This is a genomic window from Novosphingobium kaempferiae (genome assembly GCF_021227995.1).
GTDB lineage: Bacteria > Pseudomonadota > Alphaproteobacteria > Sphingomonadales > Sphingomonadaceae > Novosphingobium > Novosphingobium kaempferiae.
In genome coordinates this window covers 621686-637062 of record NZ_CP089301.1, presented here as the reverse complement: position 1 = coordinate 637062, position 15377 = coordinate 621686, and the positions used below count along the sequence as shown (strand labels likewise).

General features: G+C 61.5%; 14 protein-coding genes. 6 read left to right on the top strand and 8 right to left on the bottom strand.

All coding sequences use genetic code 11. The features are described from left to right. The first annotated feature begins 209 nt into the window (after nt 1-209). The gene (locus LO787_RS03120) at nt 210-1004 is read left to right on the top strand and encodes a hypothetical protein (RefSeq protein WP_232494416.1); all 795 of its coding nucleotides are present in this window, start codon (nt 210-212) and stop codon (nt 1002-1004) included. Here LO787_RS03120 and LO787_RS03115 read toward each other — a convergent pair. From LO787_RS03115 to katE, 6 genes are all read right to left on the bottom strand, one after another. Further along, nucleotides 915-1838, bottom strand: a complete 924-nt coding sequence (locus LO787_RS03115) for an iron-containing redox enzyme family protein (protein WP_232496239.1) — start codon at nt 1836-1838, stop codon at nt 915-917. The genes LO787_RS03120 and LO787_RS03115 overlap by 90 nt on opposite strands. A 513-nt stretch (nt 1839-2351) precedes the next feature. Next, the gene (locus LO787_RS03110; RefSeq protein ID WP_232494415.1) at nt 2352-3488 is read right to left on the bottom strand and encodes a glycoside hydrolase family 130 protein; all 1137 of its coding nucleotides are present in this window, start codon (nt 3486-3488) and stop codon (nt 2352-2354) included. After that, nucleotides 3485-4243, bottom strand: a complete 759-nt coding sequence (locus LO787_RS03105; RefSeq protein ID WP_232494414.1) for an SDR family oxidoreductase — start codon at nt 4241-4243, stop codon at nt 3485-3487. The genes LO787_RS03110 and LO787_RS03105 overlap by 4 nt, the downstream gene beginning before the upstream one ends. Further along, nucleotides 4240-6492 (bottom strand): hypothetical protein, encoded by a 2253-nt coding sequence (locus LO787_RS03100; protein WP_232494413.1) that lies wholly within the window; start codon nt 6490-6492, stop codon nt 4240-4242. Before LO787_RS03100 ends, LO787_RS03105 begins: the two co-directional genes overlap by 4 nt. Next, nucleotides 6476-7033: an ankyrin repeat domain-containing protein gene (locus LO787_RS03095; RefSeq protein WP_232494412.1), complete on the bottom strand. Its 558-nt coding sequence runs from the start codon at nt 7031-7033 to the stop codon at nt 6476-6478. The genes LO787_RS03100 and LO787_RS03095 overlap by 17 nt, the downstream gene beginning before the upstream one ends. Further along, complete coding sequence (katE, locus tag LO787_RS03090; protein ID WP_232496238.1) at nt 7026-9200, bottom strand: catalase; 2175 nt, start codon at nt 9198-9200, stop codon at nt 7026-7028. Before katE ends, LO787_RS03095 begins: the two co-directional genes overlap by 8 nt. Nucleotides 9201-9592: 392 nt before the next feature. Between katE and LO787_RS03085 the strand changes: the two genes are divergently transcribed. The 5 genes from LO787_RS03085 (at nt 9593) to LO787_RS03060 (ending at nt 13582) form a co-directional block, all read left to right on the top strand. Then, nucleotides 9593-10120 (top strand): hemerythrin domain-containing protein, encoded by a 528-nt coding sequence (locus LO787_RS03085; protein WP_232494411.1) that lies wholly within the window; start codon nt 9593-9595, stop codon nt 10118-10120. Nucleotides 10121-10224: 104 nt separating this feature from the next. Next, nucleotides 10225-10971 carry a Crp/Fnr family transcriptional regulator gene (locus LO787_RS03080; RefSeq protein WP_232494410.1) on the top strand — a complete coding sequence of 249 codons (747 nt, stop codon included), beginning with the start codon at nt 10225-10227 and terminating at the stop codon, nt 10969-10971. A 235-nt stretch (nt 10972-11206) separates the two neighbouring features. Continuing rightward, the gene (locus tag LO787_RS03070; protein ID WP_232494408.1) at nt 11207-11884 is read left to right on the top strand and encodes a DUF6766 family protein; all 678 of its coding nucleotides are present in this window, start codon (nt 11207-11209) and stop codon (nt 11882-11884) included. Nucleotides 11885-12009: 125 nt separating this feature from the next. Beyond that, nucleotides 12010-12567: a PRC-barrel domain-containing protein gene (locus LO787_RS03065; protein WP_146037351.1), complete on the top strand. Its 558-nt coding sequence runs from the start codon at nt 12010-12012 to the stop codon at nt 12565-12567. Nucleotides 12568-12637: 70 nt separating this feature from the next. Then, nucleotides 12638-13582, top strand: coding sequence for an NAD(P)/FAD-dependent oxidoreductase (locus tag LO787_RS03060; protein ID WP_232494407.1), 945 nt, complete (start codon nt 12638-12640; stop codon nt 13580-13582). A 279-nt stretch (nt 13583-13861) separates the two neighbouring features. On the opposite strand, the gene LO787_RS03055 is transcribed toward LO787_RS03060, so the two are convergent. Then, complete coding sequence (locus LO787_RS03055; RefSeq protein ID WP_232494406.1) at nt 13862-14488, bottom strand: cysteine hydrolase family protein; 627 nt, start codon at nt 14486-14488, stop codon at nt 13862-13864. A gap of 13 nt (nt 14489-14501) precedes the next feature. Beyond that, complete coding sequence (locus tag LO787_RS03050; protein WP_232494405.1) at nt 14502-14777, bottom strand: hypothetical protein; 276 nt, start codon at nt 14775-14777, stop codon at nt 14502-14504. Between the last annotated feature and the right edge of the window lie 600 nt (nt 14778-15377).

Below are 15377 nucleotides of genomic sequence, written 5' to 3'. Positions count from 1 at the left end.
CTCCACAAGGACGGGTCGATCCGCTGGATTTCCTGGGTGGGAGCTCCGAGCGGCGGCAGGACCTATGCGACGGGCTGAGACATCACCGCTGACGTTGAAACCGCGAAGCCCTGCGCCTGAGCGAAGAGTCCCTGGGTCAGTCCCAAAAGGTCGAGGCCATTGGGCAGCTCACGGGCGGAGTCGCACATGGCTTCAACAATCTGCTGACCGTGATCCGGGGATCCGTCGTTCTCCTGCGCAAGCCCGAACTGCCAGAAGCGCGCAAACTCCGGTACATCAAGGCCATCGCCGATACGACCGATCGCGCCACCCGCCTGACCAGTCAGTTGCTTGCCTTCGCGCGCCGATCGGCCCTTCAGCCGCAGATCATCGACGCGCGAAATGGCGTGGAGGTGCTGGCGCCCATGCTGCGGAAACTTTCAGGTTCACGGATCAAGGCTATTCATCGCATATTCCGTCGTCTGACGCAGGCGCATGTTTCTTTCATGAAGGCTGAGTCGGTCAACGGCGATCGGGTTTGCGCCGCCACGGATGGAGGGCGTCGCCAACGGCTCGACGTGAATTGCTCCCATCCCGGCCGGGAGATCAATCGGAATCATCTCGTCGCGGCGGATCCGGGCAGCCTCGAAAAGCAGTTACTGCATTCGCTCGGGAAAAGGGAGCGGCCGGCGAAGGGAAGGCGGCACCGGACTCTTATCCCGAGGAGTAATGCTCATCAAACTCCTCAGTCTGCTTACGCTTGGTTCCGATTGGAAGTGCCGGGTCAACGCCCTCCAGCAGCCTTCCCCCGGACCACATCACAGCAATCGCGACCACAAACACCGTTAAAAGCGCGACGCCAAGAAATATCGGCGTCCGACCTGAGCCGCCCTCATGAAAGGGTAGGTCCTTGCGATCATAGTGCGTGTCGCCGCTCAGGCCGCTTCAGCGCGGGCAGGCTGATCAGCCCACAAATGGCTGCGGTACCGTTCGAAGCACCGCTTTCCGCACAGGAGGCGCATTAGCGCTCCTTCTGCTATTGCCACGGCGCGTCTCGAATCTTCTTCGACCAATGGACGCAACGCCTCGCGGTTCCATGTTTCGCTGTGCTTCACGTCCAGTACCGCATGCAGGTCGAAGTATCGCCGTTCGCGGTTGGATAAACCAATCCGCCGCAGCCCCTTTGCTACGAGTGCTGAACGACCCGGTGCTGTCAGCTCGATTACCCCCAGCGCGCCGACCGAATGCCAGGCATAGCGCCGGGAAGTCGCGAGACCGGTCATAGTATTGGCTAACGCCAGGCTTTCGGGGACTGTGGTAGGGATAGACGGTTCGACATCGAGAGCTTCGGATACGACGGTAAGCATCGGTCCGTGCATACCCTTAGGGTTACCGCAGCCCATCTCGTCCCAATAATTACGCGCCAGCTCAATCTTTGCCCGATCGGGCAGCTTGACTTGGGTGAGGGCGACAAGGTCGTCGAAGCCAGCTTCGCCGGCTGCCTCTTGCTCGAAGAACCAGCGCAATTCTTCGCGCGTCGCATGGTCTGCCAGCCACGGGAATAGCGGGTCGTTCTGTCCCGGCCCGGTTTCGATCAGACCTTCGAACCAGGACACGAAGGCATCGGGATTGGTGGGTATGTCTGCGACGTCAGGCTGAATGGCAGCACGGAGATGTTCTAGAAATTCCCCTTCGACCGCCTGCATTCTGGCGTCTTCGGTGAGGGTTTCCGCCCAATTGTCCGTCGGAAATTCCGGTGCGAGACGCCTGTGGTTCCAAAGCGCGAGCGACTGCTGGAATGCGTCGGAGAAATAAAATTCGCTTGTGTAGCCATTTCGTGCCGGTTGTAATTCTTGCATCGAATAATCCTCGAGCGCCTTGGCCTGGAAAACGTGAGAGGGTGGTAGGGAGTGTTTACTGCAAATCTGCGCGCCTTTAATTGCGCTGCCCGGGGCGGGTCGACGGACCAAATTTTCCGGGAGAGGAATATTCACGTCCCTGCATGATCCAGTTAGTTACGACACCGTATCGCTTAAGGTCTTCAACCAGCAACCCGAGGCAGGATTTGTCTTTGGTTAGATAGATAAAGGCCGCGTCAGGCATTTCCTCGCCGAACATCGCTAAGGCGTCCCACGCGGTACTAAACGACCGAACATCGTAGCCGCCGCGTTTTAACTGCGCAGCTTGGAGGCTACGAGGCTCATCTGCCTGCGCAACGACCATCGCGACCGGTCTCGTTTGCGAGCGTCTCTCCATGCACGTTAAATGCACAAGCGCTGTGAGAAGCTCCCGTCGTTTGGACAAATCGGACTGATCTGGATTAACTGTCTGCCGGAGGGATGAGCCGTCATCCGCGATCATGACCACGTCGATCAGCTGCCGTTAAACCTCGTTTTGGGTATGTGAGTTAGCCTGCAGGCGAGATCTGCCTCGCCAGACGCGACCACGTAATGCTCACCTGTATCAACAATCCCTGTCGTGAAGACGATATCGCGCACGTACATGAGGTCCTGGATCGGCTCGGTAAGCTCGGCGCTTGCCTCTAGAACCGGCGCATGTTCGGTCCGCAACACGATGCTGGGATCGTCCTTGTCGAGCAGTGACCAATATGTCCGGTAAATGCCCACGATCTCCTTTGGCTCGACACCGTGCCAAAGCGTGAGCCAGCCGTCATCGGTGAGAATCGGCGGCGTCCCTCCGCCGATGCGCGCCGTTGCCACGGTCGCGGCATGTGGGCGAATGCCAGGCTTATGCCAAGGCTTCCAAAACAGCGCGTCGGGCGAATGAGCCAGGTTGATGGAAGGCCCCGCACGCCATCCACTACCCGGCGGATAAGCGAAGTACAGGTCGCCCAATGGCCGCGTCTGCGCCCAATATTGGCCGTCGATCAGCCCTTCGAAGATGAGCATGTCCTTGTTCTGATGATCGAGAACGATCGACTCGAACGTCCAATCTAGGCCGTCGCGCGAGGAATAGAGCGTCGTGGAATGGCGTTCCGGACTGACTGAGCAGGTCGTCATCAGATAGCGTTCACCGACCCGGCTGATCCGCGCATCCTCGATACCATAGCATTGAAAATCATTGGCGGGCGCGATCGCCCTGTCGTAATGGATGGTCACGATCGCAAGGCCGTCCGGGGTCAGCTCGACAGGCAGTAGCCATGACAGCGAAGTCAAGGCCATGATCTTCCAGCCGCCGTCCCGCAGCAGAAATTTGCGCGGATCGGCGGTATCGGCATGCTCAAGCGCCCAGGCGTCCAGAACGTATCGGCCGACGCCGTTGTCGCGACGCTCCCATCGTATGGCATGGACATGTGCGTCCCGGAGGGGATGGCGCAACGCTTCGGCGATACGCACCATCATGAGGAGATTGCCGTTGGCGAGCCGGGTCAGGCCCGGATTGAACGCGCCGAGGACATAGGTTTCGGCGCTGAGATGGCCGGCAAGCGGCGATCGCGCGAGATCGATGTCGGCGGGCGTCAGGACCAGCCGGTCGACTGCGAAGCTCATTCTCTATCCTGCATGCGCGGCGCGATGGTGAGTTGCTGCACGACCGCGCGGCGCGGCTGGGTCAGGAGATAGTGGACCCCGACCGCGATGTCCTCGGCGCGTAGCATCGACTCTTCTTCGATCATCTCACGCTGCTTTTTGGCCGGAATATCGGGATATTGGAAGTCGGCGCCGGTCTTTCCGGGTTCGACCAATGCCACCTTGATGCCTTTGGGGCCGAGCTCCTTGCGCAGCGCTTCCGAGAAGCCTGCAATGCCGGCCTTCATCCCAGCATAGACGGTCGAACCCGGCCCCAGAACATGCGCCGACATCGAGCCGATAAGAACGATGTCGCCTCTGTCCTCGAGCAATCGGGTGCCGGCATGCGCGCTCATCACATAGGCGGTGAAGTCGGTGGCTAGAGCATAGCGCAGATCCGTGTCGGACATCTCCGACAAGCCCTTTGCGGGCACGGCCGCGTTGATCACGACGATATCCGCTGCGGGAAGATAGTCGGCAGCCGCGGCAAAGAAGCGATCGACGCCATCGGGCTCGGCAAGATCGAGAGCGATGCCATCGCCTTCGCCGACTTCGCGAATGCGCTCCAGCGCGTCGTCCAGATGTTCAGGCGTCCGGCCACAGATGAACACCTTCGCGCCCTCGCTCGCGAGGAGAACAGCGATCGCGCGTCCGATCCCGGTCGTGCCGCCCGATATGATGGCCTGACGACCCTTCAGGCTAGGCATGGCAGTGTGCGCGTCTTCGATATCCGTCATGCCTTGTCCTTCGCTTTTGCCCAGCGGATGGTGATCCGGCCGCTGGCGGGGATGGTGAAGCCGATGCGCTCGTCGCTATCGTGCGTCGGGCGGATGCGATCACCTCCGGCAACCTCGACCGTAAAATCAGGGAGGCGCGCGCGGCCGCGCCGCACTAGCGCGAGCCGCGCCTGGCAGCCGTCGCCGCCATCGAGCCTGATCGTCACCGACTGGGCGCTATTGCGCTCGCTCGCCATGAGGAAATGATCGCAATATATTTGGAAGTGCTCGCCCTCGACCGAATGAAAGGCGCGGCTGGCGAACACGAAGGCCGCGCCGGCGCCGTAAATCTCCTGGCCGACCTGCCCGGCCGGCTGGCCGTCATGATAAAGATCTTCGAGCGGGAAAGAGAGCGCGGCATCGATATGCCCGTTGCGGATCTCGGTCGCGAGGCAATCAGCCGGAAGCGCGTCGGGATAGTAAAACCAAGCGCGATGGAGGGCGTAGCGACAATATTCGCTGATGAGCATACGCGCGGCCGGATCGAGGTCGGGACCGCTATCCTTCAGATAGCGCTCGAACGCAGCGAAGCTATCGAAGCATTCGTAGATCGCCATGTAAGGGCCATCGTGGAGGCAGGTTACGCCGAGGAAATTGCTGTAGTGGCGCGCAGCCTTGATCTGCGATTCCCAGATAGCCGAATTATGGAAGAAGCTCGCCAGATAGACGTAGCTGTGGCGCAGATAATAGTCTTCTGCCGTGATGCGCCAGAGCCGCATGCAGGCAGCGGCGCCCCAAGCGGTGAGGTTCGCCTGATAGTTGAGCTCGAAGCGCATGTCCTTCGCAGCATCGATCGCGGCGCGTGCCTCGTGGAGATATTGCTCCTTATTACTGAGCTCATAGGCTTGGAGCATGACATAGGCGTAGAGGCCGCCAACGTCGGTCTGACCGAGACCATCATCGTTTCGCGCCTCGACGATCACCGAAAAATCGTCGACCTTGAACTGGATCGGCCAAGCATAGTCGAAATGATGTGCCGCTTTGATCGCATAGTCCAGCGCACCGAGGAAAAGGCGCTTGGCGCGGGCTTCGCCGTCGAGGGCGAGCCGCCCAAGATTGAGCATGGGGTGGTAGAGATACCAGCTGTCAACCGCGTCCTTGTCCTTATCCTTGCCGACGTTCGGGAGGTAGCGGCGCAGGGTCTTGAGCTTGGCGTCGCGGAACTTGCCGAGGCCCGCCATAAACTCCGCTTCGAGCGCTACGGGCTCTTTCCGCCAGACAGCGAAGTCGTGCAGCGCACCGATGAGCGACATCTGCACCATGATGTCGGGATATTCGGCATCCGTGTAAGGGTGCGCATAGCGGTGGCCATAGTGGCGGATCGTCGCCTCATCTGCCTGATCGAGATCGCGCAGGGTCCGATCGGCGCGCGAGACCCAATCGCGAAAGTCGGTGTCGGGGAGGTCGAGCTTGCGATAGGCCGCACCCAGCATCTGGATAAAGCGGCGGCCCATGTCCTGGCCGTTGGACGCGACATCGTCATGAAAGACGATTAAAGCATCCGAGATCGTCGTCGCCTTGCCTTCGGGCAGCGGGTTGACCGGCGGGGTGCCGCTCTGCGGCGGCGATGGCCGCAGATATCCGAGCTCCGGCCACTCGCCGCCGACGGCGCCGTCGGGCGTCGTGTCGGTCGCCGCGAAATAGTCCGCGAGAGCGGTAAAATTCTGGACATAGAGGACGCTGCCAAAGGCAGGTTCGTCCAAGTGGAAATAGATGAGGCCGGTGTTGAGGCCGCGCTGCGCCGCTTCCACCCGGCCGACCGCGCCGATGGGATCGTCATTCTCGCCCAAAGGATAGAGATCGCGTGGAAGGAAGGGGATGAGGAGCGGCGCGGCGGGGGTTAGCGTCGTCGTGAGGCGCAAAACCGAAAGTTCGGCATCCGCCACGCTGAACCGGACGGTCTGTGCGCCCATAGGGCCTTCCAGATCGATGCGACAGGTTTCGCCCGGGTCGGCGCGGACCTTACGCGGCTTCGCCGCGCCGCCGGGGAGATGCGCCGCGCGGATCGCGAGGCTGCCCTTGCCGGGTCGGCGAACGATCGCCCAGAGCGCGTCGCGGCCTTCGAGGATATCGACCTCTCGGACCGCCAAGGCGAATGTAGCAACAGGACGCATCGCGCCCTGCATCAATTCGTGCCGGAGCGCCAGAACCTGCGCGCTGACGCCGTCTGGCCTCTTCGTCGGAGCCGCAGACCTATCCATCGAGCGCATGGATCGGCGGGGAAGCTGTCTCGAGCAAGGTCGTCATCGCCGCGTTACCCTGTATGCGAGAGAGAGACTTGGCGCTGTTTCCGGCAGCATCGGTGCAGTCTATATCTGCGCCAGCAGCGATCAGAGCTTTGACGATCTCCGCATGGCTGAACATCGCCGCCATCATCAAGGCGGTCTGGTCTGCGCGGTTGCGCCGATTTACTTGCGCGCCAGAGGCAAGAAGATGATGCGCGATGGCGCCATAGCCCTTGAACGCCACGCCCATCAGCGCTGTATTACCCCGGCCAATGTCCGGCGCGTCGACCTGCGCACCCGCCTCCAGCAGCGCTTCCGTGGTCTCGAGCGAGCTATGATAGCTAGCCAGGATAAGCGCGGTATAGCCTTTGGGATCATGTGCTTCGAGGTCAATCCCGGCGCTGACCAGTGCCGGGATCATGTCCGCGCGGCCGAGCCGCGCTGCGTCGAACAGCAGCTCTTGCAGCCGCTCGGGCGACGGAATCGGACGCAGGGCTCCCGTCACTGGCTCGTCATGCTCAGGCATCGGGCTGGGCATCGAGATCGACAGCCAGCTCGCGCGGCCAATGGCGCACCTGGACACATGCAGCGAGGAAGGCGTCGACGTACTTGGCCGAGCCGAGCGGCAGGCAACCCTCGTCCAGATCTTCGGTCAGGCCCGCCTTGTCGAACAGCGGCGCCGATGCAGCGCCGATGCCGATGAACTTGCAGTGCGCAAAGGCATCGGAGACGAAGTCCTTGGCCGGCTTGTCAATCGCCAGCAGCGCCGCGCCTTCGGCCGAAGGGAGCACCGCCACCGCGTCGAAAAGGACTGACGGACCGCCGTCGATCTTGTGCTTGGCGGCGAGGGGCGTGCCGTCCGACAGCGTTACGCCGCCGACCTTTGGCGCCACCACCTCGAAGACTGCATTCTGCGCGTCGAGCGCCTTGGTAAGCGCCGCGAACAGCGCCGCGTCGCTGCCATCGGTAAGGAGAATGCCGAACTTTCGGCCTTCGAGGCTGGGGGGACCGTTCTTGATGATGCTGAGCGCGTCGGAGGGCGGTAGGTCCTGGATCGTCGGCCGGGCGGCCACGGCGGGTTCGGGTAGGTCGAGCGCCAGGCCGTCCGCCACGGTCCGGGCGAGGACGGGATCGATGTTGATGAGGTGAGAGACGAGCCTGGCGCGGATATCGACGCGCTCGACCTTGGAGAGCTCAAACACCAGCGCATCGCCGATATGCTTTTGCTCGATCGGCGTCTGGCTGACGAAGAACTGCCGCGCTTGGCTGTAGTGATCGGCGAAGCTTTCCGGGCGGATACGAAGCTTCGGACCTTCGGCCACTTCCGCGAAGCTGCGGAACCCCCGTACCGAATCCTCGCGCGGACCGCCAATTTCCGTGCCCCAGCTATTGGGCTCGTAATTCGCGCGACCGACTGGGTTGCGTATCGCCATATGCCCGTCCTGCTGGAAGTTCGCGACCGGACACTTGGCCGCGTTGATCGGGATATGAGTGAAATTGGGCGATCCGAGGCGCTTCAGCTGCGTGTCGAGATAGGAGAAGTTGCGACCCTGCAGCAGCGGGTCATTCGAGAAGTCGATCCCCGGCGGCACATTCTGCGTGCAAAAGGCGACCTGCTCGGTCTCGGCGAAGAAATTATCGACCACCCGGTCGAGGACGAGACGGCCAACAACGCGGACGGGCAGAATTTCCTCGGGAATGATCTTGGTCGCATCGAGTACATCGAAGTCGAAACTGTTGGCGAACTCGTCGTCGAAGAGCTGCACGCCGAGTTCCCACTCCGGGAAATCGCCAGCGTTGATTGCATCCCAGAGGTCGCGCCGATGGAAGTCGGGATCAGCACCGTTGATCTTGACCGCTTCATTCCAGACGACCGACTGAAGGCCCAGCTTAGGCTTCCAATGGAATTTGACGAAGGTCGAGCGGCCCTCGGCGTCGAGCAGGCGGAAGGTGTGGACGCCGAAGCCTTCCATCGTGCGGAACGAGCGCGGGATGGTCCGGTCGGACATGATCCACATGATCATGTGCATCGACTCCGGGGTCAGGCTGATAAAATCCCAGAAATTGTCATGCGCGGTCTGCGCCTGAGGGAAGGCGCGGTCGGGCTCTGGCTTTGCCGCGTGGACGAGATCGGGGAACTTTATCGCATCCTGGATGAAGAACACCGGAATGTTGTTTCCGACGATGTCCCAGTTGCCCTCCTGGGTGTAAAGCTTGACGGCGAAGCCGCGCACGTCGCGCGCTAGGTCCGCCGAGCCCTTGGAGCCGGCGACCGTCGAGAAGCGCACGAAGGCGGGGGTTCGCTCGCCGACGCGCTGGAAGATGTCGGCGCGGGTGATGTCGGCGAGGCTGTCGGTCAGCTCGAAGAACCCATGCGCCCCATAGCCGCGGGCGTGGACGACGCGCTCCGGAATGCGCTCATGATCGAAATGGAAGATCTTCTCACGAAGATGGAAATCCTCGAGGAGCGTCGGTCCGCGTGCGCCCTGCTTCAGGCTGTTCTGATCGTCAGCCACGGGTGCACCTTGGGCCGTGGTGAGGGTCGGCGCGCTGCTCTCGCTGGCCTGATGCGTTTCGCCGCCTTCGCCCTGCGGTTCGGCAAAGCTTCTTGCGGTCTTGGTTGCGGGCGGCAGTTCGGGTGCCCTATTGATGGTCTCGCCCTTGGCTATGGGTTCGCTCGGGGTCTTCGCCATGGTCACACGATCCTTGTCGTTCGCGGGTCGGGTCGGTTTTCGTCGGCTCAATCTGGTCAGGCGAGCCGCGGGGAGTGCCGGCTCAACGCGCGCCGGGTTCGTGGGAAAGTGCGCCGGGTGCACGGACGTCCTTAGAACTTCGTATCGACAACGCTCGCCAATCGAATCCGCAATCGATGGAAGGCGCAGGAGTTGCCTCGTGCACCTCAATACTAATCTAAGTCAGGTCGATTGTTGGCGACCCTCAGCACGCGACCGCCGCAAAGCTATCAAATCTGCAAAAATCGTCCTGATAGAGATTAGTTTTTGGCTGAGCGAAGTTCCGAACCGGTGGCTGAACCGTTGTTCCAACGACATCGATCCACATGAGGTCGAGCGACGAGGAGCATCCCATGCTCGAAACCAAGACCACAACCGAAGCCAAGCCGAAGACTGGCTCCAAGACAGCCCGCAAGACCCAGAGGGCCGCCGCGAAGCCTGCCGATGCAATCAAGCTGCTGAAGGCCGATCACCGCGAGGTGGAGGGCTATTTCAAGGACTATGAAAAGCTGGATGACACGGCCGAGAAGAAGGCACTCGCCGAGCGTATCTGCCTGGCGCTGACGGTCCACACCCAGATCGAGGAAGAGATTTTCTACCCAGCGGCCCGCGAGGGCATCGATGATGACGATCTCCTCGATGAAGCCGAAGTCGAGCATGCCAGCGCCAAGCAGTTGATCGCGGAAATCCGCGCGATGGAACCAGGCGAGTCGCTCTATGATGCCAAGGTCACCGTCCTTGGCGAATATGTTTCGCACCATGTCGAGGAAGAGGAGAGCGAAATGTTCCCGGAAGCCCGGGACAGCGACCTCGATCTCAAGGCCCTCGGCGTCCAGCTTGCCGAACGCAAAGCCGAGCTGATGGCGGAGGCCGGGCAGTAGTCGGGAAGACCGCGCTTCGCCGGGAACCCCTTGGGCGCCCCCGTCTTTTGGGGGCGTCACAAGCGGCGCGCTCAGCGCCGATCGGAGGAACGAGCGAGGCAAACATGGTTACAGAACGCTTTTTGAGAGAACGGCGCGGCGTCGTTTTGGAACCTGCCGAGCGTGCTATGCTCGAGGATGCCATTGCCGAAGTCAGAAAAGTGGGCCCGCGGGAGATCATCGTTCGAGCCGGTGAGCGGCTCGAGCAGAGCACTCTGCTCATCGAAGGGTTCATGTCACGCTATATCGACGACCGTCGTGGATTGCGGCAGCTCGTGGCGGTCCATGTGCCTGGCGACTTTGTCGATCTTCATTCCTATCCGCTCAAAACCCTTGATCACGATGTCGCGACGATGACGGCCGCTACCGTGGCGATCGTACCCCATACCGCGCTCGACCGGATCAAGACCGACATGCCCGCGCTCGTCGACAAACTCTGGTTCGCTACCCTCATCGACGCTGCCATTCATCGGGCCTGGCTCTTTCGTCTGGGACGTCTGGATGCACTGGGCCGGGTTGCCCATTTCCTTTCAGAAACGAACGCGCGGCTCATATCAGCAGGGTTGAGCGATGGCAGGCGCTTCGCGCTGGGGCTTACGCAGAATGACCTTGCAGAGATTTGTGGCCTCACCAGCGTCCATGTGAACCGCATCATGCGGCAGCTACGCGAGGAGCAGCTCTGCACGTTCCGATCCTCGCTCGTCGAAATCCCCGATCCCGAAAAGCTGGCCCGTCGCGGTGAGTTCGACCCTGCCTATCTCTACATCGCGCCCGCGTTCGCGCCGGGCGAAGCACGAAAGGCGCAAAAATGAGCATTCCAGATACTGTTCCCCAACCCGAGACTGAGCCCGGCGTCGCAACTGCGGAGGCCGGGGTTGTCATCCTCGAAGGCCCCGACGGCGTGGCGGTTACGATGACTGCCGATGCTGCGACCGGTACTGCCCATAGCCTCATATCGGCTGCCGAGGCCGCACGCGGCCAAAGCCGGCAAGGCGACGCTAGGGCTTAATTGGCCCGCCCTCGGGCGGCCGGCGGTCTCGACGGTGAATGGAGAAAGAGAGGCCCGATATGCAGTTCTTGAAGAATAACGGGCTGACCCTGGTCCTATTACTCCTGTTCGCAGGCTCGATCTTTGGCCAATGGCTTGCGGGCTGGCACGTCGCGATGGATGATGCACGGAGACACAGCCAGCCGATCCTCAGCCTTCTGGCCTATACGATTAGCCCGGAATTTCTCTCGAGCGTGTTCGAGAATTGGGAGAGCGAATTTTTGCAGATGGCGACCTATGTCGTCCTCACTGCCTGCTTCATCCAGCGCGGTTCCGCCGAGTCAAAAGATCCGGACGAACCGAGGCGAGATGCAGACCTTGTTACGCAAGCGGGCAAGCCCGGCGCGCCTGCGATCCTGCGCTGGGGACCACTCTGGCGAGCACTCTATGCGCGGTCCCTGGGAAGTGCTCTGGCGGGGCTGTTCCTGATGTCATTCGTCATGCACTGGACTCAAAGCGCTCGGGTCGCCGCCCAGGATGCCATTGAACATGGTGAAGTCGCACCAACGGTCTGGGCCTATCTCGGCGATGCACAGCTTTGGTTCGAATCCTTCCAGAACTGGCAAAGCGAGTTCCTCTCGACTGCAGTTCTGGTGGTGCTGTCTATCTTCCTGCGCCAGCGGGAATCGCCGGAATCCAAAGCGGTGGCAGCGCCGCACAGCCAAACCGGCGAATAGGCGCGTGTCTCGCCCAATCTCCGCTTCCGTTTGGCGCCCAGCACATTGGACCGCATTTTGGTCGTTCAAGAAAAAAGGAATTCATTCTGGAAACGCTTGCCGGCTGGGTTGCCCCTGTCGCCACAATGATCGCTGCGATGATGACCGCTGCCAATCTTGGGGCGCGTGTCACCGGGTGGGGGTTCGTGATCTTCACGGCTGGATCTCTTGCCTGGTCACTCCTCGGTTTCGCAACCGGGCAGACCAACCTCCTCGCCACCAACGTTTTCCTGACCTTCGTCAACATTGTCGGCATCTGGCGGTGGCTTGGCCGGCAACGCGCCTATGAGGACGGCGGTAAGTCGGCCGAGGCGGCAAGTCGCCGATCACGTCACCCCGATCTTTTCACCGCCACGGGCATCAGCGGGATGCCGGTCGTAACCGCAGATGGCCGGGCCGTGGGCAAGGCGGTCGAGGCGCTAGTGGCGTGCGAGACGGGGCACGTCAGTTATGTGGTGGTGGCCTCGGACGGCGTCGGTGGCATCGCAGAGACTCTCCGAGCGGTCGCGCGCGCAGATATCCGCTTCGCCTGCGAGAAACTCGAACTGGTCTGTGCCCTCGATCGCTTCGAGGCGCTCCCATCTTTGAAGGAAGGCGATTGGCCCGCAGCGCCCGTCGCCGTTGAGCGGAAACTGATACGATGACGCAGGCACGCAGTCTAAGCGAAACGCCCTTTACACTGCCGGGGGCGCCAGGCCTGGGCGACGTCGCATCATGACGATCTTAGCTTCAGACGCGAGGGACGAGGACCCACCGCTCGACTGCTTGATCATCGGCGGGGGGCCTGCCGGGCTGACGGCGGCCATCTATCTCGCACGGTTTCGACTTTCGATCCGGATCGTGGATGCAGGCGGAAGCCGAGCGTCGCTCATACCCCTGACCCACAATCATGCCGGATTTCCCGGTGGCATCACGGGGCCCGATCTGCTCGCGCGGATGCGCGCGCAAGCTGGAGAGTTCGGGGTCAACGTCGTGTCGGGGGCCATCGAGTCTCTTGCACGGGCGAAAGCAGGGTTCATGGCGAAGAGCGGTTCGCGGAGATGGCGTGCGCGTTCGGTCTTGCTGGCGACGGGCGTCGTCAACAACCGTCCGCCAATGGCGCTGGACATTCATGACATCGCCCTGCGGCGGGGACTGTTGCGCTATTGCCCTATCTGCGACGGCTATGAGGTAACGGACAAGCGCATCGCTGTCATAGGCACACAGACCCACGGCCATAACGAAGCCCTGTTTTTGCGAATGTATTCGCGCGACGTCACGCTCGTCTCTCCGGCGGGTGATCATGCGCTCAGCGACATCGAACGGCAAAGACTGGTCGATGCCCGAGTGGTGCTCAAGGACGGACCTTGCGAACCTCTGGTCATCGAGGGCGACCAGATTATTGTGCCTGTCCCTGGCGGAAAGGCGCGGTTCGATACCGTTTATCCCGCGCTCGGGTCCGCGATCCGATCCGAGCTTGCTACCACCCTTGGGGCGAAGGCCACGGACGAGGGATGCCTTGTCGTCGACCGGCATCAACGCACCACGATCGCCGGCCTCTACGCAGCGGGCGACGTCACCAAAGGGCTCGATCAGATCAGCCATGCGATGGGGGAGGCTGGCGTCGCAGCGACTACGATCCGCAACGATCTGGCAACGATTGCGCCGCTCCTGCGGTGATGCGGCGCGCAGGATCGGGCTTTTGGGGTGCGAGGGTTCGGCTCGCTTACGGGCGTCAGACCACGGGCATGTCCTGCGCGTTGCTGTCTGGCCAGCATCAACTGCGGTAAGAGACGTGCGGCCGCGAGCTGAAGACCGTTCGACGAGGGTTCATCATCTCCCCTTGGCCCATGGCAGGAGCACGCTTCGGATCGACGGGACGACGCCACGCTGCGCTTTTAATTTGCCGGCCTTGTAAGCAACCAGCACAGCAGGACTTTGGATGATAGGCTCCGCAGATCAATCGGCTCGTTGTCCCCCGTGCGAGGTGCGGTCCCACTCGGCAAGCGTGAGGTCGGTTGTAGACCGGACCTCGGCCTTGGTAGCGCGTTCCATTATGCTGAGCGCAGCATCATGCTTTTCTTGAGTGTCAGCGGCGATGGCGTCGGACGGCACCCACAGAGCATAGTCACGCATGGCCGCATCGGCGGCAGTGAACAGCACGCACATGTCGGCGGCAATGCCGGTCAGCATCAATCGCCTTACGCCTAACTTTGGCAGAAGCACGCCGAGATTTGTCGAGTAGAAGCCCGAGTATTGCGGCTTGATAATGAAATAATCTTCACCACGCGGCTTCAAAAGTCTGGCGGTCGGGCTGTTTGCGTCGATGGCCTGCTGAACGAGCTTTGAGGCTTCCGAATGCCACTCCCCGAAATTGTCATTGACGTAGATGACGGGACACTGCGCCGCGTCGGCCTGATCGCGCAAGAAGCGAATGGCGTTTGCCGCCTGCTGGGCGCGGGGTGCGAGCAAATCGGCGCCCTCGAAATCGAAGCAGTTGATCATATCAAGAATGACCAAGGCAATTCTGTCATCGCCGCTGTCGTGGAAGGGCGCGGTGGGGCGAACTGTCGAGCTGGCCGTCATAGGATGCTCATTCTCATAATACTCGAACGTTGTCCGGCCCTTTTCGATGAAAATGTGACTTTGCGGGAATTCCCACGGTCAGGTCATGCGCCCGAATAGCGGCGATACTCCTCGTCATAGTGCAGACTATGCGATCCTGTTCGGCGGCATCCGGCGCTTCCGCGAGCTGCGCAAACCAGGTGCCTTCCTCGGAGTAGATATGGAGGGCAACCGCGCCGCGGATATGCTCGAGCTTGTCGAGATAGTCCTGGCTCATCGGATCGGTCCGCTGGAGGGGACCAAGCTCCATCTTCGCCGCCGACTGCTCCTGATAGGCAAGTGCGGCATGGGCGACCTGATGATCGTTTGCGCGCGGGATAGACCGCTGCTTCCTCCGCGAGCGCGTGACCGGTCAGAAGAAGGCTTCGCGCCTTTTCTTCAGCGCGGCGGCTCTGCGCGTCGGGGGCAGCGCGCACCGCTTCGAACTGCGCCTCAATGCCGCGATGGTGATCGAGGATTTTCCTAAGCCAGCCGCCGGGCGTGGCAATGCTCTCGGCATTCCGGCGTGCTTTCTGGCGCGCCTCTTCGCTTTCCGGAGGTGTGATCGCAGCGATCGCCTTGTCCAAAAACGTCATGTCGGTTCCTTTCCAAAAATTAGTCGCGCAAGCCATCGGCTTGGCTCAGGTAGCCAGGTACGCCGTGTGCTAGCCAAGGTCGTGGTCTGGGTTGGGATCCGCTTTGCTGAGCGCATAAGTCGAAGCGGCCCTGGGTCGTGCAGTTGCTGGCGCGCAAGAAGGTCAAGGTTGCCGCCGCGGCGCTCGCCAACAAGAATGCCCGCATGATCTGGGCGATGATGAGCAACGACGAACGGTACCTCGAGCCGCAATTGCGCTCAGCGCTTACGAGGTTG